This is a genomic window from Kocuria salsicia, from assembly GCF_007681555.1.
Taxonomy (GTDB): Bacteria; Actinomycetota; Actinomycetes; order Actinomycetales; family Micrococcaceae; genus Kocuria; species Kocuria salsicia.
This window is the reverse complement of sequence record NZ_VELE01000001.1, coordinates 1,042,434-1,065,771: the sequence shown is the minus strand read 5'-3', so window position 1 is coordinate 1,065,771 and position 23,338 is coordinate 1,042,434. Positions and strand designations below refer to the sequence as shown.

The 23,338-nt window shown below is 69.7% G+C and carries 17 protein-coding genes and 1 pseudogene; 5 read left to right on the top strand and 13 right to left on the bottom strand.

Annotated elements, in window-relative coordinates:
* A pseudogene (locus FS770_RS04825) lies at window positions 1-966 on the top strand (Fis family transcriptional regulator); the annotation flags it as partial.
* 104 nt (window positions 967-1,070) lie between these two features.
* On the opposite strand, the gene FS770_RS04820 reads toward FS770_RS04825, so the two are convergent.
* Window positions 1,071-1,898 (bottom strand): hypothetical protein, encoded by an 828-nt coding sequence (locus tag FS770_RS04820; protein WP_145010259.1) that lies wholly within the window; start codon window positions 1,896-1,898, stop codon window positions 1,071-1,073.
* A 257-nt stretch (window positions 1,899-2,155) separates the two neighbouring features.
* Here FS770_RS04820 and FS770_RS04815 point away from each other — a divergent pair, with 257 nt between their 5' ends.
* On the top strand, window positions 2,156-2,464 hold the full coding sequence (locus tag FS770_RS04815) for a hypothetical protein (RefSeq protein WP_145010256.1): 309 nt from the start codon (window positions 2,156-2,158) through the stop codon (window positions 2,462-2,464).
* Between the two features lie 24 nt (window positions 2,465-2,488).
* On the opposite strand, the gene FS770_RS04810 is transcribed toward FS770_RS04815, so the two are convergent.
* The 3 genes from FS770_RS04810 to FS770_RS04800 form a co-directional block, all read right to left on the bottom strand.
* A protein-coding gene (locus tag FS770_RS04810) for an IS3 family transposase (RefSeq protein WP_425323825.1) occupies window positions 2,489-3,650 on the bottom strand; the annotation gives its coding sequence in 2 pieces (ribosomal slippage) (window positions 2,489-3,364 and window positions 3,366-3,650; 1,161 coding nt in all).
* A gap of 81 nt (window positions 3,651-3,731) precedes the next feature.
* Complete coding sequence (locus tag FS770_RS04805; protein ID WP_145010253.1) at window positions 3,732-4,712, bottom strand: IS481 family transposase; 981 nt, start codon at window positions 4,710-4,712, stop codon at window positions 3,732-3,734.
* On the bottom strand, window positions 4,709-5,278 hold the full coding sequence (locus FS770_RS04800; protein ID WP_145010247.1) for a dihydrofolate reductase family protein: 570 nt from the start codon (window positions 5,276-5,278) through the stop codon (window positions 4,709-4,711). The genes FS770_RS04805 and FS770_RS04800 overlap by 4 nt, the downstream gene beginning before the upstream one ends.
* A gap of 77 nt (window positions 5,279-5,355) precedes the next feature.
* Here FS770_RS04800 and FS770_RS04795 point away from each other — a divergent pair, with 77 nt between their 5' ends.
* Entirely contained in the window at window positions 5,356-5,916 is a 561-nt protein-coding gene (locus FS770_RS04795) for a TetR/AcrR family transcriptional regulator (RefSeq protein ID WP_342353655.1), read from the top strand.
* Here FS770_RS04795 and FS770_RS04790 read toward each other — a convergent pair.
* Both FS770_RS04790 and idi read right to left on the bottom strand, forming a co-directional pair.
* Complete coding sequence (locus FS770_RS04790; RefSeq protein ID WP_145010241.1) at window positions 5,913-7,175, bottom strand: IS110 family RNA-guided transposase; 1,263 nt, start codon at window positions 7,173-7,175, stop codon at window positions 5,913-5,915. The genes FS770_RS04795 and FS770_RS04790 overlap by 4 nt on opposite strands.
* Before the next feature lie 611 nt (window positions 7,176-7,786).
* Window positions 7,787-8,329: an isopentenyl-diphosphate Delta-isomerase gene (idi, locus tag FS770_RS04785; RefSeq protein WP_055085530.1), complete on the bottom strand. Its 543-nt coding sequence runs from the start codon at window positions 8,327-8,329 to the stop codon at window positions 7,787-7,789.
* 75 nt (window positions 8,330-8,404) lie between these two features.
* Between idi and FS770_RS04780 the strand changes: the two genes are divergently transcribed.
* Complete coding sequence (locus FS770_RS04780) at window positions 8,405-9,415, top strand: pseudouridine synthase (RefSeq protein WP_244944737.1); 1,011 nt, start codon at window positions 8,405-8,407, stop codon at window positions 9,413-9,415.
* Between the two features lie 233 nt (window positions 9,416-9,648).
* Window positions 9,649-10,668, top strand: a complete 1,020-nt coding sequence (locus tag FS770_RS04775; protein ID WP_055085532.1) for a CAP domain-containing protein — start codon at window positions 9,649-9,651, stop codon at window positions 10,666-10,668.
* A gap of 206 nt (window positions 10,669-10,874) precedes the next feature.
* On the opposite strand, the gene FS770_RS14205 is transcribed toward FS770_RS04775, so the two are convergent.
* The 7 genes from FS770_RS14205 to FS770_RS04740 form a co-directional block, all read right to left on the bottom strand.
* Complete coding sequence (locus FS770_RS14205) at window positions 10,875-11,972, bottom strand: DNA-formamidopyrimidine glycosylase family protein (protein ID WP_144941129.1); 1,098 nt, start codon at window positions 11,970-11,972, stop codon at window positions 10,875-10,877.
* 282 nt (window positions 11,973-12,254) lie between these two features.
* Window positions 12,255-17,507: an Lhr family ATP-dependent helicase gene (locus tag FS770_RS04765; RefSeq protein WP_145010235.1), complete on the bottom strand. Its 5,253-nt coding sequence runs from the start codon at window positions 17,505-17,507 to the stop codon at window positions 12,255-12,257.
* Entirely contained in the window at window positions 17,497-18,270 is a 774-nt protein-coding gene (locus FS770_RS04760; RefSeq protein WP_145010232.1) for a DUF4232 domain-containing protein, read from the bottom strand. Before FS770_RS04760 ends, FS770_RS04765 begins: the two co-directional genes overlap by 11 nt.
* A gap of 12 nt (window positions 18,271-18,282) precedes the next feature.
* Window positions 18,283-21,168 carry an FAD-binding and (Fe-S)-binding domain-containing protein gene (locus FS770_RS04755; RefSeq protein ID WP_145010229.1) on the bottom strand — a complete coding sequence of 962 codons (2,886 nt, stop codon included), beginning with the start codon at window positions 21,166-21,168 and terminating at the stop codon, window positions 18,283-18,285.
* Window positions 21,169-21,225: 57 nt separating this feature from the next.
* The gene (locus FS770_RS04750; protein ID WP_055085542.1) at window positions 21,226-21,552 is read right to left on the bottom strand and encodes a 2Fe-2S iron-sulfur cluster-binding protein; all 327 of its coding nucleotides are present in this window, start codon (window positions 21,550-21,552) and stop codon (window positions 21,226-21,228) included.
* 136 nt (window positions 21,553-21,688) lie between these two features.
* On the bottom strand, window positions 21,689-22,510 hold the full coding sequence (locus FS770_RS04745; protein ID WP_145010226.1) for a thioesterase family protein: 822 nt from the start codon (window positions 22,508-22,510) through the stop codon (window positions 21,689-21,691).
* A 160-nt stretch (window positions 22,511-22,670) separates the two neighbouring features.
* Complete coding sequence (locus tag FS770_RS04740; RefSeq protein WP_145010223.1) at window positions 22,671-23,300, bottom strand: LysE family translocator; 630 nt, start codon at window positions 23,298-23,300, stop codon at window positions 22,671-22,673.
* Between the last annotated feature and the right edge of the window lie 38 nt (window positions 23,301-23,338).

The following is a 23,338-nucleotide window of genomic DNA, read 5'->3' as shown; positions in this document are numbered from 1 at the left end:
GGATTCTCGCTTCTCCCAGCATCGTGCTGGATTCCGCGTGTCCAAGATCAAGGGTCAAGCCCCGTCCGCTACGACGACTGGGCCACCGCCGCACTGGCCCGGGTCACCACCGGCGACCACCGCAAGGTCCTCCGACGGTTCATCCGCTGGCACCACCAACGCCGCCTGCAGGCCATGACCCCCGTGCCCTACGGCACGTTCCTGTCCGCCAAGCAGTCCACCACGGTGGCCATCGACTTCCTCAACTGGCTCACCACCCACGGAATCCAGATGCCCGGCCTGCAACAAGCCCATCTGGACCAGTGGCAGACCGAAGGGCCCACCACCCGCCAGACCGCCCATGGATTCCTGAACTGGGCCATCACCTCCCAGCTCGTCGACCCCACCCTGACCATGACGCCGCACCGCCGCGGCACCAGCCCCAGGCTCAACTTCACCGACCAGCACCGGGCCCTCCACCGCGTCACCGTCAGCGGCGACCTCCCGGCCCGCGACCGTGCTGCGGCGATCCTTGTGCTCGTCTTCGGCCAGCAGATCAAAGACGTCGTGAAGCTGACCTGGCAGGACGTCATGGTCACCGACGAGCTGGTCACCCTCGTCCTCGGCGCCGACCCGATCGCCCTGCCCGCCCCGCTCAATGAACCCTGGCGCGCCCTGGCAGCCGCACCGGGCCACGACGCCACCGCAGCACACCCGAACAGCCCGTGGGTGTTCCGAAGCAGTCTCCCCGGCCAGCACCTGAGCGCCGGGCACCTCAGGCACCGGCTGAGCACGCACTTCAGCGCCCGGGCGGCCCGGCTGGGCACCCTGCACGAGCTCACCAAGCACGCTCCCGTAGCGATCATCGCCGACACCCTCGGCTATGCCCCCGCCACCATCGCCCACCACGCCACCGCGCCCTCGGCCGGCTACGCCCAGTACGTCGCGGCCATCCGCGCCACCCAGAAAGGCGAGCCAACTCCCTGATCCCACCACAGGCCTACTCGTCCTCCTTCAACACGTCTCGCTACCGGTCAACTCACGAGGCGGGAGGCCGTAAGGGTTTGTCGAGCATTTGAGGCCCTAAAGAGTCAAAGTATCGAGTTGGATCTGCTCGATGCTTGGTCGATTGCACGCTGTCGTATCTCGCGTGCTTTCTGATCGTATTGCTCATCGACCTCAGCTCGCTCGGCTTCCTCAATTGCTGCAATATCCTGCGCCCCGAACTGCTGGCTTGATGTGTGGAGGCCGATCTTGAGTTCCTCCGCGAAGTGCCCGCTACGCCCTCCGAGGTAATACGGCACCCACTTGTCACGCCTGGGAGCCCACTTCTCATATTTGCAATCCCATGCATCGCTGGAGGATTTTCCGGGCGCTGCGATGTGGACACGGAGTGCTCGGTCCCGTAAGCCGGCGCGGGGCCACCCTGGGACAGCCCAGCTCAAGCCGACCATGACGTCCCGGGCTTTCCACGACTTGGAGCTTGCGTCCATCTCTGCATCGGCTGGTCCTCCCGGGCGCTGCAGCACAACGAGCATTGGCGGGTCACCCGGACCCCAGGTCTCCCGAGCCTCGGATAACCGCACAACCTCGACAGCCTCCTTGGGGCCCCATACGTGGAGGGAAACCCCGTACCGGGTGCCCGGCCCTACCGCATGAATGCCGATGACCAACTGCGTTGCTTTGCCGGGTATGGGCTCCGTCACGTCAATCCGTTTCGGCATGATGCGGAAATCGAGGCCTTGGAGGGTCGTTTGCTGGCGGTCGTGCAATAAGGCCGCCAGAGCGATGACCAGCGCCACCAAGGCCACACTGAGGGCGCCCCAGGACGATACGAAGTCCTGCGAGTCAATCATGAACTGCTTCGCCGCTCTTAGGGCATCAACCACGATCCCGAGCATCTTTTCACTTGCCATCACCAGGCCAGTTTTCCAGCATTATGCCGATGACACGGGCACATCTGGTCAACCGAGGTAACTACCATGCCCAGCTGACGGAGCGCAGATCGGTCTAGTTTGCGGAGTAGCTGGGGAGAGATCGACTTGCCGATTCCCCTGCGGGTATCTGAAGTGACCCCCGTCAGTGCATCCTTGGCTTCTGCCACGTCTGAGGGGGCCTCGCCGGTGGGGCCACTTCACTCAGCGGAGTCTGAGGTGCCTTGCGCTAGTTCTGAACGGTGGAATTTCCGGATATCGATCTGCTCGCTCAGCGTGTTCTTCGTCAGGAGAGCGTTGCTCTCACCGCAGCCACGGTGGATGCCGTCAACGCGTTTAAGGAGCCCAGTACTGACTCTCCGCGGCAACGTGACAAGGAATGGGTGGCCGGCCGTGCGCACGAGGAGCTCTTGGAGGGGGCGTTCAACATAGGTGCAGAAGCGGTGGCCACTCTTCTGATGTCCGCCGACGATCACCGGCAAGCAGTTGCTGAACTCCTTGAGTCTGACAGGATGATCCCCTTGCCTGCCATGACTTGTGCGAGGGACTGATGCACGAGTAGGTGTCAGCTGGGGTTAGGCCGCCAGGCTGACGGTCTGGTTCATGATGGTCTCGAATTCGATGGGGGTCAATCGACCCAGGCGCGCCTGTCGTCGGCGTCGATGGTAGGTCCGCTCGATCCAGGTGATGATCGCGATCCGCAGCTCCTCTCGAGTCCGCCACCGCTTGCGGTCCAGGACGTTCTTCTGGAGCAGCGCGAAGAACGACTCCATCGCTGCGTTGTCCCCGGCGGCACCGACTTTCCCCATCGATCCGATGAGGTGATGCCGGTTCAGAGCGTGCACGAACTTCCGTGACCTGAACTGGCTTCCGCGGTCCGAGTGCACGATGCAGCCGGCAGTGTCACGACGCCGAAATACCGCGTTGTCCAGGGCGTTTACTGCGAGACGCGCTTTCATCCGGTCGCTGATGGAGTAGCCGACGATCCGTCCGGAGAACACGTCCTTGATCGCGCAGAGATAGAGCTTGCCCTCGTCGGTCCAGTGCTCGGTGATGTCGGTCAGCCACAGCTCGTTGACGTCATCCGCGGTGAAGTCCCGCTGGACCAGGTCATCGTGCACCGGCGGTCCCGGGCGCTTCCCGTTCTTGCCGCGCTTCTTCCCGAACGCCGACCACCACTGGTTGTCCCGGCAGATCCGCCACGCAGTCCGCTCGCACATCCGCTGACCCACGGACTCCATTTCGCCGGCGAGGAACCGGTAGCCGAACTCGGGATCATCCAGGTGGGCGTCGAACAGGGCGTTCGCCCGATAGGCCTCGACCAACTCGGACTCGGTGACCTGCTGTTTCCTCCAGCGGTAGTAAGGCTGGCGGGAGAGCTTCAGGACCCGCAAGGACACCGCGACAGGGATCCCGTCACCGGCGAGCTCACGAGCGGGTAGAGCCTTTTCCCGGCAGGTTCGCCTGGGAGAGGTAGGCGGCCGCGCGGCGGAGGACCTCGTTCTCCTGCTCGAGCAGTCGGTTCCGGCGACGCAGATCGCGCAGCTCGGTCGATTCCTCCCGGGTCTTGCCGGGCCGGGCACCGTCTTCGACATCGGCCTGACGCATCCAGTTCGTCAGGCACGACTCGGAGATCCCGAAGTCCTTCGCGATCACGGCGAGCTTCTGGCCAGGTTCACGGTTCCTGGCGACACGGACGACGTCGTCACGGAACTCCTGGGGATAGGGAGCGGGCATGATGCACATCCTTCCAGGCCGCCCAACGGGCAAGCCAGATCAGATGTCACCTATCCGTGCGGCAGTCCCCTTCGATCAACGTCACCGGTCTGGGACGTTGATCAAACGTGAGAAGGGCGGCTGGTTGCCGCAGGCCGTGTGCGGCCGGTGGTAGTTGTACTGGTGCAGCCAGGCGGGCAGGGCGTCTCGTCGTTCTTGCTCGCTGATATAACAGCGGGCGTAGGCCCACCCGTCAGCCATGGCGCGATGGAACCGCTCGATCTTCCCGTTGGTCTGCGGCCGATACGGCCGAGTGCGCTTGTGCGTGATTCCCAAGTCGGTGCAGGTGTCGCGCCACTGGTGTGAGCGGTGAGCGCCGCCATTGTCGGAGAGGACCCGCTCGACGGTGACTCCGCGGGCGTTGAACCACTCGACAGCGCGCACGAGCACGGCGGTGGCGGTGTGGGCTGTTTCATCGTCATGGATCTCGGCGTACGCGACGCGGGAGTGGTCGTCGATGACGGTGTGGACGAAGGCCTTGCCCATCAACGGATCCCGGTACTTGTTTCTCGGCTTGTCGGGCGTGGCGGCTCTGTGCTTCTCGCCTTGCCGCCGGCCGACGTAGCGCCAGCCTCCGCCGTCGGGGATGTTGCCGAGCTTCTTCACGTCGACGTGAAGCATCGCCCCGGGGTGGTCGTGCTCGTAGCGGCGGACGGGTTCCCCCGTTGCGCGGTCGACATGTGCGAGCCGGTTCAAGTGTGCGTCGGTCAGGATCCGGTGGACAGTAGACGGCGCGATCCCGAGTCGACACGCGAGCTGCACGGGTCCTTCTCGGAGACGAAGCCGGAGCTGGATGCAGCGTCGGGTGACCCGCGCGCTGGTTTTGCTCGGCGAGTGGTGCGGGCGCGAGGAGCGGTCCTGCATGGACTGGCCGGCGCGGTAGCGGTCTGCCCAGCGCTTCACGGTCGGCCAAGAGACCTGGAACCGGGCGGCGACCTCGCTGATCGGCGAGCCCTTGTCCACAACAAGACGCCCCACCATCAAGCGATGGCGGGGCGTCAATGCCGCGTTCGCGCGACTCATTGCTCGGCTCGAGAGTAACTCGCCAGCACGACCCCGCCGGGAAGTATCTCGATGCCCTCCGGGATCCAAGTGTGGGAAGCGGAGCCCGTGAACAGCGGCACCCCGGTCTCCAACGTCACGGGATTGACCTTCAGCTGCAGCTCGTCAATCTGATCCAGAAGCTGGCCGGCCAGCGAGCCGCCACCGCAGAGCCAGATGTCCTTGCCCGGCTCCGTCTTGAGGCCGCGGGCACGCTCGGCAACGTTGCCTTCCCACCTTTCGACGGTGGGATCCGCGGGCAGCTCGTGATGACTGACGACGATCTGCCTGAGATGCGGGTAGGCGCTCGTCAGGCCAGCGTCGAGTGCAGGTTCATGGGTCCGAGCGCCCATCAGGACGGTGTCGAATTGTCGCGGCTCTCCGGTCACGCCCAAGACCTCTCGTAGATGGTGCGGACATGTCTCTGGGTAGCGGGCGAAGAGTTCATTCAGCGTTTCAGGCTCGGCGGGGAACATGGACGTGTCGCCGTTCTGGTCGGCAATGAATCCGTCCAGGCTCACGGCGACGTAGTAGACGAGCTTGCGCATCCCTTCTCCAATCACAACGAATGTTGTAGTTAAGTGAACCACAACAGATGCGTTGGTGCCATAGAGTTCGACCTGTGGTGGCCAATCCCGAACGACGAGCAGAGATCACCGATGCCGCCCTGGAAGTCCTGGGGGCGAACGGGTCGCGCGGGCTGACGCATCGGGCAGTAGACAGAGCCGCTGGCGTGCCCCTCGGGACCACCGCGAACTACTTCCCCTCCAGGGCAGGGCTCCTCCTGGCCATGGCCCGCAGGATCTTCAACCGCCTCGCGCCTGAGCCGGATCGCGTCGCAGAGTTGGCTTCCCTCCCCCCGGAGCGGGCAACGGTGGAGTACGCCGCCTATGCAGCCGAACGACTCCTCGCCAACAGCGCGCTCGCACTTGCGCTGGTCGAGCTGCGGCTTGAAGCGGCACGCCAGCCGGACGTGCGACACGCCCTGGAGCCGTTCTTACGGCAGGGGTACTCAGACGATGCGAGCTTCCATGTCGACCAAGGCCTCCCTGGAGGCAGGCCTGCCGTGCTCGTCACGCACCACCTGGTGATGGGAGTGGTGTTGGACGCTCTCACAGTGCCGCTTGACCCAAGCCAGTCGCCAGTCGACGAAATCCGTCAGTCCGTCGCGACGCTCTTTACCTAGGAGATCGGCACATCCACTCGATCAACGTCCCCGGTCAGTACAGCTAGGGCGACTGTCGACGGGGTCTGAGGCATGGTCGGGTCTTCGTACAGGGTGCCATCGCGCAGCATCGCGTAGAGCACGTCGGTGCGGCGCCGGGCCAGAGCGATCAGTGCTTGGTTATGCCGTTTGCCCTGAGCGCGCTTGCGGTCGTAGTACGCCCTCGAGGCCGGGTGATGCAAGGAGGCGAAGGCCGAGAGGAACAGGGCTCGCTTGAGGCGCTTGTTGCCGCCGCGGGGTGCGTGTTCGCCGCGGATCGAGGTCCCGGAGCGTCTGGTGATCGGGGCGATGCCGGCGTAGGAGGCCAGGTGCCCGGCATCGGCGAAGTCCTTGCCGACGACCTCGGTGAGGATCCGTGCAGCGGTCCTGACCCCTACCCCGGGCATCGAGATCAGGACCGGGTGAAGAGGGTGGGCCTCCACGACAGCTTCGACCTGGGTGGCGAGCTTGTTGCGCTGGTGGATCAGTCCGGCGAGCTGTTCGGCCAGGATCGGCACCACGGTGGCTGCGGCCTCGGTGCCAGCCACGACCACGGTCTGCTGGCCCAATGCCTGGAAGATCTCCTCGGTGAGCGGTGCTGCCAGTCGGGGTGCGTGCTTGCACAGCCGGGCGCGCACATGGCCTGGTCCTGCGGTCTTCAGCTTGGCCGGGGTCGGGTAGCGGCCCAGCAGATCAGCTACCGCCGGGTGGGTGATTCTCGGCCCAAGGACCCGCTCCAGGGCCGGGTGGATCTGGGTCAGCAGCCCGCGCAGCCGGTTGGAGGCCGCGGTGATCTGGGCGGCGAGATCATCGTCAGCGCCGGCGAGCATGGCCAGCTCAGCGATCTGCTCGTCATCGACGCGAATGGCGCGCAACGTATGAGGCATGGTGCGTGCGGCTTCGGCGATGATCGCGGCATCACGGGCATCAGTCTTGGCCGAGCCCGGGTGCAGATCCGCGATCCGGCGCATGGCCAGTCCCGGCAGATACGCCACCTCAACACCGGCACATGACTGGGCCACGGCGACCGGAAGGGCACCGATCGTGGCCGGCTGATCGACGACAAGCAGCACGGGCCCATGGGTCTTCAAGAGTTCGTCGAGGATGGCTCGCAGGCGAGTCTCGTCGTTGGGCAGGGCCTTGTCGTAGACCGTCTCGCCGTTGCTGGTGAGGGCGACGGCGTGGTGATCGGACTTGCCGACGTCCAGGCCGATGTACACGGCCGGTGCTGGGGTGGTCATGGCGTTCCTCCTGGGCAGCTAGGCCATGGTCGTGCTGGCCAGCTCAGAGGTGATCACGCTCGGCATCCACGTTACAAAGGCCCTCCCGAAGAAGAGCTCCCGCCTCTATCAGCGATCCGTGATCACCAGACCGGTCCTCGGTGACAACACCCCCCGGATCATGAGTGCGACTGGGGGCAACGATCATGCCGAGGACCGGCTGGCCGGCACCTGCTCATCCTGATCGATCCAGGCGCCGCCGAAAAGGTAACGGGGGGGGGGAAGCTCAACGCATTCGGTTGGAAGGCCAAGTGGTACCTCCAGGACACCCTGGAGGAGGCCGGGATCGAGTACCGCAAGGGTCGGCTGCCGCCGCGTCCCTTCGTGGAGGTGGACGGGATGCTCTACACCGGGCAGACCCCCCCAGTCCGCGGACGCGCTCGCCGCGCGGATCCTCGCGGACTTCTCACGAGAGCACGCGCGGGACGCGCGGGCAGTCCGGCTCGTAGCCCAGGCTGGTGGTGCAGCCGGGATGTAGGTAGCGCGGGCTGTCGGCGGACGAGGACGGCGTGGCGCCGCGGCGTCGTCGCGCCCTTCAGACCAGAGCGCTCTGCCAGCTCGGCGCTGCCGCCTCAGGCCAGCGCGGCCCGCAGCAGGGGGTCCGCGACCTGCTCCGCGAGCCACGGGCTGAACGCGAAGGGGGCGTCCGCCACGGCGCTCGCGAGGCGGGCCGGGTCCACCCAGGCGTACTCGACGACCTCCGCGGCGGCGGGCTCTGGCTCGGCATCGGTGAGGCACACGTAGACCGGGCAGAACTCGTTCTCCACGATCCCGGAGGCGTCCGTGGCGCGGTAGCTGAACTGCGGCAGGATCACCGCGAGGTCCCGGACCTCCATCCCGAGTTCCTGGCGGGCCCTGCGGGCGATCGCGTCCTGGAACGGCTCGTCTGGGCCGGGGTGGCCGCAGAAGCTGTTGGTCCACACGCCGGGCCAGGTGCGCTTGTCCAGCGCGCGGCGGGTGACCAGCACCTGGCCGTCCGTGTTGAGCACGTGGCACGAGAACGCGAGGTGCAGCGGGGTGTCCTCTGTGTGGACCTGCGACTTCAGGGCCGTGCCGATCGGGTGGTGCTGGTCGTCCAGGAGCACCACGTGCTCCGGGCTGCTCTGCTCGTTCACGAGGCCACCTCACGGTCGTGTGCTAGTTTCCAGCCCATGGTATCGGCAGGGGGAAGGCGTTCCGGGAGGCGCCGCGTGACCCCTCCGCTTCGCACGGTCCGCGGAGTGGGCCCCACCCGGGTGCGGATGCCGGGCCCGGGCGCCCCCGACCCGGTTCTGGCGGCCTGCGGGATGCCGGCCACGGCTGTCGAGTACGTCGCCGCCCGTTTCCCCGACGCCGCCGCCTGGTTCGCCGAGCAGGTGGCCGCCGGTCGTGTGGTCGGGGACGGCGGCGTCGTCGTGTCCCCGGAAACGCCCTACGACCCCGGAGCGTCCGTGTGGTTCCACCGCCCCGTGCCGGACGAGGACGCCCCGCCCGTCACGCTGGAGGTGCTGTACGCGGACGAGTGGATCATCGCCGTGGACAAGCCGCACGGGCTGTGCAGCACGCCCAAGGGAGAGAACGTGCGCCGCTCGGTGGTGGTGGCCGCGCGCTGCCAGTTCCACAACGACGAGATCGCCGCCCTGCACCGCCTTGACCGCTCCACCGGAGGGGTGCTGCTGCTCTGCAGGCACGCCGAGGACAGGGGAGACTTCCACCGGATGTTCCAGGAGCGCACGGTGCGCAAGACCTACTGGGCCGTGGCCCGAGTGAACGACCGTGTGGACCGCGAGACGGTACGGGTGGAGTCGCGGATCCGCAAGATCCAGGGCGTGGTGCAGGCGTTCGAGGAGCCGGGCGAGGTCAACGCCGTCACGGACGTCCGGCTCGCGAAGCGCTTCACGGATGACGACGGCGAGTGGGGTCTCTACGAGGTGGCGCCCCTGACTGGGCGGACGCACCAGATCCGGGTGCACATGACGTCCCTGGGCCTGCCGCTGCGCGGAGACAAGCTCTACCCCGACCCTCGCGAGGACTTCGACGTGGAGGACCCGGACAACCCGCTGCAGCTGATCGCCCGGTCCATCGCGTTCACGCACCCCAGGACGGGGCGGGAGACGGTCGTCGAGTCGCGGCTGACCCCGAGCAGCCACGAGGCGTGGCGCAGGGGGCACGCGGCACTCGCGGAAGGGCCCCTGGGGATGCTTGACAGGAATGCGTCGTAACTTTTCCGTTATGTTGTGATCTGTTGCATACGAATGCAGTTTCTGCGAGGTAGCGTTACCCGCGGGTCTTCCCCCCTCATCGGGCCCACGTGCCGGAGATGCTGTACTCCTTCAGCTCCGGACGGCGCGCATCCGCCGCCACCAACTGTCCTCACCGTGTGCACCCGCGCGCTGCCCCGTGGCCAATTGTCACGGCGTCCTCGCGAGCGCCCACCCTGACGAAACGGGCCCCCATGTCCTCTCTCAACTCCTGCCCGCGCCGTGCGCGGAACCCGCTGTCGGCCACCCTGTCCGGTACCCTCGCCGCGCTGCTGCTGGCCGTGGCCCTGCTGATCGCGGGGCTGAGCACCGCCGCACCCGCGAGCGCCGCCGGGAAGGACATCGTCACAGCGTCCGCGGCAACTCGTACCGCGGACGCCCAGAAGATGCTGTCGCTGATCAACGCGCACCGCGCGTCCAAGGGGCTGTCCCCCGTGAAGTACTCGGCGTCCCTGTCCGGAATCTCGCAGGGGCAGTCGGACCGGCTGGTCAAGCAGGAGGTCATCGACCACTCCAACACGTTCCTCACGGACCCGCGCGCCGGTTCCTACACGGCGGTGGGGGAGATCCACGCACTGTCCTGGCAGCACTCCGTGACCGATCTGGTGACGTGGTGGAAAGGCTCCACCGCGCACAACAAGGTGCTCACCGACCCCAAGATGCAGGTCATCGGCATCGGCCTCACCTACGTGGACGGATCCCTGTCCGGCAATGGGCAGGGCTGGCGGCTCGTGGGCACCGTCGACTCCTACGGCTACGCGAACGGCGGGGGACCGGCGGATGCGCGCACCACCGTGGCGGGGGGCGCGTCCCAGCCCACGAAGGTGGCTCCCGCCGCTGCTGCTCCCGTGGTGAAGGGGTACACCGTGCGCGGCGGGATCAAGACCCGCTACACCGCGCTCGGTGGAGCAGCCGTCTTCGGCCAGCCGACCATGAACGAGCGCGGCGGACTGGTCCGCGGTGGCGTCTACCAGAACTTCCGCACCTCCACCGGAGCTGGCTACAAGTTCCTCTGGTCCTCCGCCAGCGGCGCACACGCGGTGAAGGAGAGCGGGGCCATCGGTCGGGCCTGGCAGAAGGCCGGGTACGAGCGGGGCTGGGGCTACCCCACCACCGAGGAGTACAGCGCCGGCAACGAGGTCCGGCAGCGGTTCTCCAACGGGTACGTGGCGCACTGGTCCCGCGTGACCGGGAAGACCTGGGTCACGCGCTGACGGCGGCAGCGGCAGCGGTGGCGCGGCCCGGTTGGTGACGACCCTGCCCGGTGTGCGACGTCGTTGGCCGCGGCTTCGGGACCCCGCCAGCCTGCTGCCTCAGCGGGAAGCGGGTCGCTTTGGCGAAGGCGTGGGGTCGCCGAGATCCCGTCGCCCGGAGCTTTCGGCGGGGCACGACGTCGTCGGCCGCAGCCCCGGGCGCCGCGTCAGCCCGCGACCTGGCACCGTGGACACCACGCGATGGTGCGCAGGTGCTGGACCGCAGTGCGTGAGGGTGCGGGATCTACGGTGAGCAGGGCGTCGTCGATCTCCCCGCGCTTGAGCTGCACCCCGCAGCGTCGGCACGGCTGACCATCCCTGCCGTAGGCCCAGAACAGGGGGCGGCCCTGCGGCGCCTGGCCCACGGTGGAGCGCATCGAGCGGTCCTTGTTCAGGTGCAGCAGCTTGTGGGCGAGCACGACGATCTCGCGCAGCCTGCCCTCCGGCAGGGAGTCCACCCGGGCCCACGGGTTGGTGCGGGTCATGAACAGCACCTCCACGCGGTAGACGTTGCCGATCCCCGCGAGGTTGCGCTGGTCCATCAGGGCGGTGCCGATCGCGCGGTCCGGCTGGGCGTTCAACCGTTCCAGGGCCTTCTCCAGGTCCCAGTCCGGGCCGAGGATGTCCGGGCCCAGGTAGCCCACGAGCTCCTGGTCCTCCAGCCGGGTGGGCACCAGGCGCACGTCCTTGACGTCGAAGCCCACGGCTTCCACGTCCTTGGTGCGCAGGATCGCGCGGATGGTGTGCGAGCCCTGCCCGACGGACACGTCGGCGCTGATCCGGGTGCGCGACTCGGCTGCGGAACGCACGCTGCCGCCTCGCCGGGCCTGTCCGCGCGGGCGGTAGGGGCTCGCGCCGGGCCGGCTCCGTTGCACGCCGCCCGGCCCAGACGACGACGTCGCCCTGCCTGGTCCGCGTGCATCTGCGCCGCTCCTACCCGCGTCGGCTCCGCTGGTGCGGGGCTCCCCCAGGTGCCCGGCGTCGTCGTTGTGAGCCCTGTCGAAGACCCGCCACGTGCCGTCCATCATCAGGTGCGAGTGCAGGGTGAGGGGCTCGGCACCGGACTTCATCTCCTCAGTGTTCGGGGCGGCGGAGAGCCGGATCAGGATGTGCTTCCCGCGCGGCACCACCGCCACCACGGTGCGCCCGGAGACGTCCGAGGTGGCAAGGGCGGGCACCCGGAAGTCCGAACTCTCGATCACCGCACCCTCCAGCGCCTCGCGCAGCATCTTGCACTGGCGGTAGACGGAATCGCCTTCGGGCACGGGGCCTCCTGGGTTGTGGGTGTGGCGATCAGCGTACGTCGTGACTCCCCAAGCGTGGCCGAATGGCCCTTGTGGACGGCGGGGCCCGTGGTGTCGCGGATGGTCGATCCAGGCGTGCGGCCACCCCACGGATGGCGCGGATCACCGCGTCCTGCCGGCTGTTGCCGTCGGCCTACGCGAGGCCGACGAGAACGTGCTCGTCCGTCAGTCGCAACGTCATGGCCATGAGAGCCATGGTGTCGGGGCGGTATCACCCTGGGGGGATAGGGACGACCGCAGAAGTCAGGACCTGCCCCCACCCACGGGCGCCCGCATCCGCACGCCCTTGGGCGTCTGGTAGAAGCCGCCCGCGAGCAGCCCGTCCCGCACCGCGGTGACGAGCTCCTCCGAGGAGAGCACCGAGTCCCCGTTGACCTTCTCCACCACCAGCGAGTCCACGGCCTTGCGCTGCACGAGAGCGGCCACGGCCTCCGCCGCGAGGTGGAGCAGTGCGGGGTCCGAGACGAACGCCAGCGCCGTCTTGCCGCCGCGCTCCAGGTACAGGGTCAGCGCGCCGTCCACGAGCATCACCACGGCACCGGCCTTGCGCCCCGGCCGGTGCTTTGTGCTGGACTCCAGCACCACCGCCTCCGGCCAGTCCAGCGCCGCGCCGTACGGGTTCGCGGGGTCCGTGGCCGCGAGGGCGAGGACCTGGGGATCGGCCTTGCGAGCGGCGTCGTCGTCCGTGAAGCTGCGCAACACATCAACCGTTGCCGGTTGCGTGAACTGGGCGGCCCCGAGACCCTCGATGAAGTAGCCGCGCCGCGCCCGCCCCGCGTCCTCCAGGGCACGCAGCACCTTGTAGACCGTCGAGAACCCGCCGGGGACGTCCTCCACCGCCACGGGTCCACGCGTGAGGATCCCGTAGCGGTCCAGCAGCAGCTCCGCCTGGGCCTGCGCCCGCACCGTGGGGTTCAGGGGCTCGGGGCGCAGCACGGACCACCGGCCCGCCGTCGTGCGCTCCTCGCCGCCCCCGGAGGCGCGGACCACGCGCGTGCCGGACGGAGCCGCGTCGTCGGAGGAACCCGCGGGGTCGAAGCCGGCCGGACCACGACCCACCGCGCGCAACCGCGCCGCACCCCGGCGCCCGGCCGAGCGGGAACGCCCCGGCCGCTTGGGCGTCTTGTGCGCGGAGTGACCACCGGAGATCAGCGCGCGCACCGGGGCGTACGTGTCGTTGGTGATCAGCCCCGCCCACAGCAGGTTCCACAGCGCAGTGCGCAGCTGGGGCATGTCCACGCTCACGCCCGCGGCGGCGAGGGGCTGGATCAGCTGCCACGCGAAGTACGCGCCACCGCCCTGCAGGACCGTCAGCAGCTCCCGTTCGAGCGCAGAGTCCAGGGCTTCCGCGGTGGCGTCCAGCTGCGCAACGGGCGGCAGCGAGAGCTCCGCGGACTCGGCCAGGTGGAACGCCACCCAGCCGTCCTCGGTACCCAGGGACCCGGCGCCGGAGAAGATGACCTCGCCCGTGGCCATGAGCTCGTCCAGCATGGCGGGCCGGTAGTCCACCACACGCTGCGCGAGCACGAGCGGCTCCCACGCGGACGCCGGGATCGGCACCCCGGCGAGCTGGTCGATCACGGTCATCACCCCGTCCAGCCCGCGCAGCTGGTGCCCCTTCACGGCGTGCTGCCACGCAGGCAGGAACGTGGCGTACGCCTGCGGGTCCACCGGCTCCACGTCCGCGCGCAGGGCCGCCAGCGAACGACGCCGCAGGGTCCGCAGCACCTCGATGTCGCACCACTCCGAGTCCGACGCGGCCGGGTCACCGCTCGGGCGGAACGCCCCCTCGCTCACGCGCCGCTGCCTGGCCAGGGACCGCAGCGCGGACTCCACCACGGCGGGGCCCAGGCTCAGGGCCTGCGCGGCCTCGGCCACACTGAACGGCCCGTGCGTCCGGGCATACCGGGAGACGAGGTCCCCCACGGGATCCGCGACCGGTTCCAGGAACGCGAGCGGCACCCCCATGGGCAGGGGCTGACCGAGCGCGTCCCGCATCCGGGCGGCGTCCTCCACCGCGCAGTACACCTCGCGCCCGCCCACGCGCAGCACGATCGCGCGGTTGGTGTCCACGAGGGCGTCCAGCAGCTCGCGCGCGGCCTCCGGGGAGATTGCCCGGTACGCGGGGTCCTCGGCCCGCCCCGTGTCCTCCTCGTCCTCAGGGCCGCCTCCGTCGCCGATCCGGGCGGACGCGGCGGTGCTCGCCGCCTCCAACGCCGCTAACGACGCCGCCTCCGACGCCTCGGTGCTGGGTGCCGGAGTGTCGGGAGGTGCGGCACCTGCCCCGGTGGAGGCGGACCCCGCGGCCGCCGACCCCGCAGGAACGGAACCGTCCCCGCGCAGGCGCAGGGCGGCGTCGTCGGCGGTCATGGGGCCGAGCAGGCGCAGCAGATCCGCTGCACCCTCGACCCCGCGCAGGCGGCGGTCCGGGGCAAGGCGCTGCAGCTGCAGGACGGTGGTCTCGATGACCTCGGGGTCCAGCAGCTCGCGCAGCTCGGCGCGGCCCAGCAGCTCGTTGAGCAGGGCCGGGTCCAGGGACAGCGCGGCGGCCTTGCGCTCGGCCAGCGGGGAGTCGCCCTCGTAGAGGAACTGCGCCACGTACCCGAACAGCAGGGTGCGAGCGAAGGGCGAGGGGGAGTCCGTGGTGGTCTCCACCACCCGCAGCTTCCGCCCGGCCAGGTCCCGCTGCAGCTGCAGCAGGGCGGGGACGTCGTACACGTCCTGAAGGCATTCGCGCACCGTCTCCAGGATGATCGGGAACTGCGGGTACTTCCGTGCGACGTCCAGCAGCTGCGCCGAGCGCTGGCGCTGCTGCCACAGCGGCGTGCGCTTGCCGGGGTCCGCGCGCGGCAGCAGAAGGGCGCGGGCTGCGTTCTCCCGGAACCGGGACGCGAACAACGCGGAACCGCCCACCTCCTCGGTGACGATCTGCTCGAGCTCCTCCGGCTCGAAGAGGAACAGCTCCGCACCGGGGGGCTCCTCGTCCGTGGCGGGCACGCGCAGCACGATGCCGTCGTCCGCGGCCTGGGCGGAGGCATCCAGACCCCAGCGCTCGTCCAGCCGGGCACGGACGGCCAGCGCCCACGGCCCGTGCACCGGCGTGCCGAACGGGCTGTGCAGCACCACGCGCCAGTCCCCGAGCTCGTCCCGGAAGCGCTCGACCATCAGCGTGCGGTCGTCGGGAACGTGCTCCGTGGACTCGCGCTGCTCCGCCAGGTACGCCAGCAGGTTGTCCTGCGCCCACTCGTCCAGGCCGGAGGCGGCCAGGCGCTCGCGGGCCTCGGGCGCCGCCGCGCCTGCGAGCTCGCGGGTGAAGCGCCCGACGGCGTGCCCCAGCTCTACGGGCCGCCCCAGTCCGTCCCCGTGCCAGAAGGGCAGCTTGCCCGGAACACCCGGGGCCGGCGCCACGACCACCCGGTTGTGCGTGATCTCCTCGATCCGCCAGCTGGACGCACCCAGGGCGATCACGTCCCCCACGCGGGACTCGTAGACCATCTCCTCGTCCAGCTCGCCCACGCGCTTGGGGGACTTGGAGTCCTGCTCGCCCACGAGGAAGACGGGGAACAGGCCGCGGTCCGGGATCGTGCCGCCGCTGGTCACCGCCAGGCGCAGCGCGCCGGGGCGGGCCTGCAGGGTGCTGGTCTCGCGGTCCCACACCAGGCGTGGGCGCAGCTGGGCGAACTCGTCGGAGGGGTACCGCCCGGCGAGAAGGTCCAGCACGGCGTCGTACGCGGAACGCGGCAGGGAGCGGAACGGGGCGCTGCGGCGCACGGTGTCGTACCAGGCCTCCACGTCCACGTCCTCCGCCGAGACCGCGGAGACGGTCTGCTGGGCGAGGATGTCCAGGGGATTCGCGGGCACGCTGAGCGGCTCCAGGTTCCCCGCGAGCATCTGCTCCGCGATCACGGCGGCGTCCCGCACGTCCCCGCGGTGCTTGGGGTAGATCCGCCCGACCGACACCTCGCCCACCTGGTGCCCGGCGCGGCCCACGCGCTGAAGTCCCGACGACGCGGAGAACGGGGCCTCGATCTGCACCACGAGGTCCACGTGGCCCATGTCGATCCCCAGCTCCAGGGAGGACGTGGCCACCACGCAGCGCAGCCGCCCGGTCTTCAGGTCCTCCTCGATCAGGGTGCGCTGGTCCTTGGACACCGAACCGTGGTGCGCGCGCGCGAGCACGGGGGAGGTGCCCTCGTAACGGTTGGTCTGGCGCGGGATCGCGGCGTGTGGTGCGGGTCCGGGGGCGACGGCGCCCCCCTCGACAGCGACTCCCGCGGCCCGCCGCCCGCTCTCGACCAGCAGGCCATTCAGTGCGTCGCCCACGGCCACGGGATCGCCGCCCTCGCGGTCATTCCCGCCGCCACCGCGAGCCTGCTCGGCGGCGTTCTCCAGACGGAACTCGTGGATCTCGTTGAGCCGCGCGGTCAGCTTCTCCGCGAGCCCGCGCGAGTTGGCGAAGACGATCGTGGAGCGGTGCGCCTCCACGAGGTCCACGATCCGCTCCTCCACGTGCGGCCAGATGGACGCGGTGGCCTGCTGCCCGGGGGCGTCCAGGTTCCCGTCCAGCGCGGCGGAACCATCCGCGGACGGCGACGCCGCCGCCCCGCCCAGCACGGTCATGTCCGGGATCGGCACGGAGACAGTGAGGTCCCACGTCTTCTCGGACGGGGGCCGCACCACGTCCACGGGCTGCGAACCGCCCAGGAACCCGGCCACGGTGTCCACCGGCTCCACGGTCGCCGAGAGCCCGATGCGCTGCGCGGGCCGCTCCAGCAGGTCGTCGAGGCGTTCGAGGCTCACCGCCAGGTGCGCGCCGCGCTTGGTGCCCGCCACGGCGTGGACCTCGTCGATGATCACCGTGTCCACGTGGCGCAGCGTCTCCCGCGCCTTGGACGTGAGCATGAGGTAGAGGGATTCCGGGGTGGTGATGAGGATGTCCGGCGGGTGGGCCAGCAGGGCGCGGCGGATCGCCTGCGGGGTGTCCCCGGAGCGCACGCCCACGGAGATCTCCGGGGGATCGCCCCCGGTGGCCTTCACAGCCTGGGTGATGCCGATCAGCGGCGCACGCAGGTTGCGCTCCACATCCACGCCCAGGGCCTTGAGCGGGGAGATGTAGAGCACCGTGGTGCGGTCCTCGTCCGGGAACTCCTCGCGGTCCGTGCCAGAAGGGGCGCGGAGCCGTGCGGGAGGGGTCTCGGGCGTTCCCGACGCCGTCCGCACACTGCCCGCGGGAACGGCACCGGACGCCGCGGTGTCGTCGTCGGAGGTGCCAGAGGGGAGTGCCGACGCGGACTTGGCGCCGAGCAGGCGGTCGATGGACCACAGGAACGCGGCCAGTGTCTTGCCGGAGCCGGTGGGGGCCACCACGAGGGCGTGGTGGCCCGCCGCCACGGCCTCCCATGCACCGCGTTGGGCGGCCGTGGGGCCGCCGAACGCGGCCCCGAACCACTGCGCGGTCGCAGGGGAGAAGAGGTTCAGAACCGGATCAGGACCCAAATGCCCTGACCTGCAGCTGGGAGACCTTCGGGTTGCCGCACGCCTGGCCCGGGTAGGAGAGGACCAGCGAGTCGTAGCTGCCCGGCGGGTAGACGCGCAGGCCCGTGACGTCCTGCGGGTTGCACACCTGCCCGACCACACCGGGCTGGGTGATCTGCAGACTGGACGTGGCCGAGGCGCCCGGCTGCAGCACGACGGCGCCCGCGCCGCCGGTCTCCTCGCGGGAGGCGGGGGCACCCACCGCCGCACCGCTCGCGTTCACGAACGAGACGCCCGGGTAGCCGCTGAGTGTGCAGGGCGTGGAGCCGGTGTTGGTCAGGGTGACGCTCGCGATGACGTGGCCCGCCGCGCCCTGCTGGGGCGCCGCGGAACCGCTGAGCTGGCCCGCCGCGCACGTGCCCGCACCCGCCTGGGCGTCGGCCTTCTGCTGGTCGAACGGGCTGGCCGTGGGCATCCCGACCTCCGGAGCGGAGGCCCTGCGGGTCTCCTCCGGCTCGGACTGGGAGGCCTCGGCGGCCTGTGCAGTCTGCTCGGAGGACGACGGCGTGGGGGACGCCGAGCCGCTCGCGTCCGCGGCGCTGGGGGACGCGGAGCTCGGGAAGGTGCTGCTGCTCGGGGCCGCGGATCCGGACGAGTTCTCGGAGGGGGGGTCGTCCGAAGAGCCGCACGCGGAGAGCACGAGCAGCGCACTCAGCGCGGTCACGGCAAGCAGCGGACGGGTGGCGGAACGGGTGCCCCTGGGGGTGGGCGATGTGGTGATCATGGCAACAGTGTCCTACTTTTCAGCCCGCAATGCGGCACGCATCACCTGTGCCAGGTGAACTCCTTCCGCATCCGTGCCCTGCGCGATCTGCGTGCGGCACGAGAAGCCGTCCGCCAGCACGATCGTCCCGGGCTCCGCGGAACGGATTGCGGGGAACAGGTTGCGCTCGCCGAGGCGCTGGGAGACCTCGTAGTGACCCGGCTCGAATCCCCAGTTCCCAGCGAGCCCGCAGCACCCGCCGCCCACCACGGAGGTGTCCACACCCAGCTCGCCCAACACCGTCAGTTCCGGCGAGTAGTCCCCCAGGGACTTCTCGTGGCAGTGCACCTGGCACACTGCGCTGCTCGGTCCCTGGCGCGTCTGCAGCGTGTCGAACGGCCAGTCCCCGCCGTCCTGCAGGTGCTTCGCCGCGAACTCCCCCAGGGACACGGTCAGCCCGCGCACCGCGTGGGCCCGCGGGTCCTCCGGCAGCAGCTCGGTGATCTCGTGCTGCAGCATCACCGTGCAGGAGGGCTCCAGCCCGATGATCGGGTACCCCGCCTCGATCAGCGGCGCCATCACGTCCAAGGTCTGCAGCAGCGTCCGGCGGGTCATGTCCAGCTGGCCGGTGGAGTGCCACGTGAGCCCGCAGCACACGTTCCCCATGGGCATCAGCACGCGGTAGCCCATGGCCTCGAGCACCTCCACGGCGGCCTTGCCAGGTCCGTCCGCGGAGAAGTTGGTGAAGGTGTCCGGCCACAGCACCACGGACGGCTGCTCGTTCGACGACGACGCCCGCGCGCCACCGCGTGCCCGGCCCGCCGCGGCGTCGTGCCGGGTGCGGTCCCTGAACCACGAGGTCAGGGGCGTGTCGTTGAAGCGGATCATGCGCCGTCGTGGCTCGATCCCACCGAGCTTCTTGGTCAGTGCCTCCACCGGGGCGAACCGCTCCAGAACGTTGACCGCACGCAGGGAGCCGGGGACGGCCGTGGCGATACGCATCAGCAGCGGCATCCACCCCATGGTCAGGTGGGCCATGGGGCGGCGGTTGCGCCCCACGAAGGAGGTGAGGCCCTGGCGGAAGTGGTGGTGCAGGAACTCTGCCTTGTAGGTGGCCATGTCCACGTTCACAGGGCACTCGGTGGCGCATGCCTTGCAGGACAGGCACAGGTCCAGGGCCTCGTAGGTCTCCTTGGACTTCCAGCCGTCGGTGAGGTGCTCGCCGCGCAGCATCTCCGCGAGGGAGCGCATGCGCCCGCGGGTGGAGTGCACCTCGTCCCCCGTGGCGTGGAAGGAGGGGCACATGGCACCACTGTCCGAGCGGCACGCGCCCACGCCCACGCAGCGGTTCACGGCCTGGCCGAAGGAGCCGCCGTCGTGCGAGAACGCGTGCACGGGCGTGAGGTCGAAGGTCCGCGCACCGGGACCGGGGCGGATGCCGCGGTCCATGGGCTCGGGGTCCACGAGCACCCCGGGGTTGAAGACGTTGTCAGGGTCGAAGATCCGCTTGTACCGGGCGAAGGTCTTCAGCGCCTCGGGCGTGTAGATGGTGCCCAGCAGCTCCGAGCGGGCGCGGCCGTCACCGTGCTCGCCGGAGACCGATCCGCCGTAGCGGTGCACGAGTTCCGCCGCGCGTTCGATGAACTCCCGGTACTGCGCCACTCCCGGCTCGGTGTTGAAGTCGAAGGAGATGCGGATGTGCACGCAGCCCTCGCCGAAGTGCCCGAAGGGGATGCCGCGCAGGCCCATCTCTTCCAGCAGGCGGTAGAGGTCCCCCAAGTACTCGCCCAGCCGCGCCGGGGGCACTGCGGAGTCCTCCCAGCCGGGCCACGCCTCGCCGCCGTCCGGCAGGCGGGTCACGATGCCCGCGCCGGCCTCGCGGATGTGCCACAGGGCGCGGGCCCGGGCCGGATCGCCCACCACCACGGAGCCGACGACGGCGTCCCCAGCCAGGGCGGGCAGCGTGCGGGCCGCTTCCAGCGCCTCCTCGGGGGTGTTTCCGGCGACCTCGCAGTAGAGCCACCCGCCGCCGCTGGGCAGCTCCTGGCCGGCGTTCTCCTGACCCGGACGGGTGCGCAGCGCGTCGAGGAGGTCCGAGCCCATGCCCTCGATGGTCGTCACGCCCCTGACCCGGAACGACGGGGCGGCGGTGGCCGCCGCGATCGCGTCCTCGAAGCCCATCACCGCCAGCGCTGTGTGCGCGGGCCTGGGCACGAGCTTCACGGTGAGCTCGGTGATGATCCCGCACGTGCCCTCGGACCCGGCGAAGGCCTTGGCCGTGTCGAAGCCGTTCTCCCGCAGCAGGTAGTGCAGCCCGTAGCCCGAGACCTGGCGGGGGAACTGTCCCAGCTCTGTGCGCAGCATGGCCAGGTGGGAGTCCCGCAGCTGCTCAAGCTGTGAAGTCAGCGCGGCGTCCGAGGTGCCACCGGCATCCAGGGTGACCAGGCGCCCGTCGGCGAGCATGACCGTGAGCGAGACGAGGTTCGCGGCGCTCGTGCCCCACGCCACCGAGTGGGAGCCGCACGCGTTGTTGGCCACCATCCCGCCCACGGTGCAGCGCGAGTGCGTGGAGGGATCCGGACCGTAGGTGAGGCCGAACTCGGAGGCGGCGTCCCGCAACTGGTCGCAGACCACACCGGGTTCGATCCGCGCCGTGCGGGCGGCGGGGTCGATCTCCAGTATGCGGTTGAAGTGGCGGGAGGTGTCGACCACCAGACCCTCGCCGATGGCGTTGCCCGCCACGGACGTGCCACCGCCGCGGGAGATCACGGGCCAGCCGTTCTCCCGCGCGGTGGCGAGCAGCTCCCGGACCTCCTGCACCGAGCGCGGCTCCGCCACGGCCCGGGGCAGCCTGCGGTAGATCGAGGCGTCCGAGACGTAGGCGGCGCGGGTGGTGAGATCCTCCCGGAGAGTTGTCATGCCCCAACTTTCGTCCACGGGACGCGAGGTTTCCAACTCCGTGTCAGTAAGCGGGACTCACCACTCCGGGGCGATCGTGATCTCCGCGCCCTCGAGGTCCTCGGACCACTCCACCTGGCAGGTGAGGCGGGAGTTGTCGTGGCGGGTGTCGTCCAGCATCTCGAGGAGGTCCTCCTCCTCCTCGTTGGGGCCGCCCGTCTTCACGAACGCCTCCTGGTTCAGGTAGGAGTGGCACGTGGAGCAGGACGCGTTGCCGCCGCACGTGGCCAGGATGGGGAACTTGTGGCGGGTGAGGCACTCCATGAGCGACTCGTAGTCCTTCCACTCCACGCCCTCGGTGCGCTCGCCCTCGCGGTCGGTCACATTGATCAGGATGCTGCTCACGTGCTGGGACCTCCTGGGGTGCTACCCCGTCCGGAATCTTCTGGGAACCAGCCGCTATTCTAGGGTTGCCCGTCAACTTCGGCCCCATCGGATGGCGAAGTGTGATGAGCCCCGCCCCGCGCCGGGGCGGTGCCCCTCAGCCCATGCGGCGCACGGTCAGCGCCTGGGCCACCCGTCCCACAGGGCCCTGCTCGTCGAAGAGCTCCGAGTGGGTCAGGCCCACGCCGTCCCCGCCGAACTCCACATTCACATCCAGGCCCACCCACGCGGAGACGGGGGCGCGGAACATGTGGATGCTCAGGTCCACATTGGGGAACGCCCACGGTCCGATCTCCACGCGCGGTGCGAGCCCGTTCGCGGAGTCCACGGCGCTGATGAAACGGGCGGTGTTCGAGGACTGCTCACCCGCCACGATGTCGTTGCCGATCCGCAGCCAGCCGGCACCACTGCCGGGGCGGGGCGCGCGGGCCACGCGGCCCTCCAGGGACCCGATGAACCCGCCGTCCCAGACCTCCGACATGTCCAGCGGCTCGCACTCCTCCAGCGGGGTCAACGGTTCGATCTCCCCGCCGGCCACGTCCTGGGTGTCCGAGGTCTTCAGCCGCCACAGGCTCAGCCGGATGCAGTCGCGCCCGCCGCTGCTCATGGTGGCCTCGAGCAGCTCGATCGTCTTGCCGGGGCGCAGCACCCGGGTGTGCACCTCGATCTCGCCGCCCGCGATGAAGCCCAGGATGTCGAACGAGAAGCGCACCGGGAGCACGTCCTCGCGCGGGTGGTTGCGCTCGATCTCGTGCACCAGCAGCCCGGAGGACGCCGCCATGTGCTGCTCCAGGGGGCTCCACGCGCCCTGCGTGTGCACGGTGGTGCGGAAGGTGTGCTCACCCGTGCGGACGTAGTGGGCGTTCGGGACGTCCTCGCCGTTGCTACCCAGGTGGCCCACGGGCTGCTCGTCGCTCATGCTGTGCTCCTCGTCGTGTCGGTGCTCGCGCTGCCCTCGGCTCCCGGGGCCCGGCCGCGGTCGGCGGGGTCGTTGCCCGGGCGCGTTCGAGCGCGCGGAGAATGTGGTCCGCGCTACATCCTAGGGCGGTGGGTATCCAGACCGGGCACGACGGCGCGTGTCAGCCGAGCAGCTCGCCCGCCTTCTCGGCCAGGATTCCGAGCCCCACCACGAGCATCATGACCCCGGCGAGCTTGGACATCACGGCGCTCGCGGCCGGGCGGGAGCCCAGAAGCTTGCGGGAGAGCAGCGCCACCGCGAAGTAGACCGCGGCGCAGTTGAGGATGTGCAGCCCTCCCAGCACCAGCATCTGTCCGGTGGAGGACCACCCCTGCGGGCTCACGAACTGGGGCAGCAGGGCCATGAGGAGCAGCAGGCCCTTGGGGTTGAGGCTGCTGACGCCCAGGCCCTTGACGAACTGCGTGGATCCGCGGGTGTCCAGGGGGATGTTCCCGGCGGTGATGCCGCCCTCGCTGCGGGCCGTCAGAGCGGTGGTTCCGAGGTAGAGGAGGTATCCCGCACCCACCACGGACATGGTGGTCAGCGCCACCGGGTACTTGGTGACCAGGGTGCCCACGCCCACGGCCACCACCGTGACCACGACGACGTATCCGGAGAGCATCCCCAGGACGGACGGTGCCGCGGAGCGGGCGCGCAGTCCCGCACCGATCGCGTAGGCCCAGTCCGGTCCCGGCACCAGCACCAGCAGGAAGCCCAGCACCCAGAACTCCGTCATCAGCGTCACGTCCATGCAATTCCCCTTTCCGGGCGAAACACTATGCGGCGGAC